Source organism: Pseudomonas sp. P5_B2, from assembly GCF_056400445.1.
Genome location: NZ_JBFULH010001145.1, coordinates 1 through 946, shown reverse-complemented (window position 1 = coordinate 946; position 946 = coordinate 1). Strand labels below are relative to the sequence as shown.

The window sequence follows — 946 nt, the reverse complement described above, 5'->3', positions numbered from 1 at the left end:
ACTGATTGCTCGCTGGCAGGCCCAACAAGGCTGGTTGCTGCATTTGCAGGGGCGGATAGACGCATCGCGTGCGCACTTTATCGATGCGCTAAGTGACCTCGGGCCCGAGCTCTGGACGGTACGTGTGATGTGCTTGTCGGGGCTGACTCAGCAAGCATTGCTGCACGCAGAGCTCGATGTGGCGCAGGCGTTAAATCGTGAGGCGTTGTGCCTGGCGCGTGCGCAGGGTTCGTTGGTTTTCGAGGGGCTGCTGGAGCTCGATCATGCACAATTACTGGAACTACGTGGCGCTCCCCAGCGCGCGGAAAGTTTACTCGCTAATATCCATGGCATGTTGGCCCACCAGCGTATGGCCGAGCCATTGCTGGGTCGGATTGCTTTGCATCGGGGGCGTTTGAGTCTGTGTCAGGGGAGGGATGATCACGCCGCCGAACAATTCGAAGCCGGCCTGCAAATCTGCCTGCGTAACCATGACAAACGGGTGCTTTACGGCTTCCTCGGGTTGGCGCAATTGGCGGCCAACCAGCGCGATTATGAATTGGCGTTTGCGCATCTGCGCGATGCTGAGCGCTTGATGCAGCAGCGGCAATGCCCTGACACCGTTTACCGCGGTGTGCTTTTACAAATAAGTAGTCACATCTGGCTGCAACAAGGCCGCCMCGAACTCGCCCATGAAGCGCTCAGCCGTGTATTGCGCCACTACCGTGGTCCGCACGCGCGGCAGGCACCTCCAGCAACAGTGATGTTAATTGCGCGGCTCGAGTATTTACTGGTGTTGGCGCAAGTTTATTTACACCAGGCCACAAACCCGCTGAACCAGCTCACACAAGTGCTTGAGTCGTCGCAACGGTCCGCTACCTTGGCGCTGGAGGTCGAGTTGCTATTGGCAGGCGCTGAAGTTGCCTGGCTGAATGGCGACTCGGTGGGCGCCAAGGAGTCTCTACGC

Annotated in this window: 1 protein-coding gene; it reads left to right on the top strand. The window is 58.6% G+C overall.

The genetic code is table 11. The features are described from left to right. A partial coding sequence (locus AC1DRJ_RS29770; protein WP_477805278.1) for a tetratricopeptide repeat protein occupies positions 1 to 946 on the top strand: 946 nt, incomplete at both ends.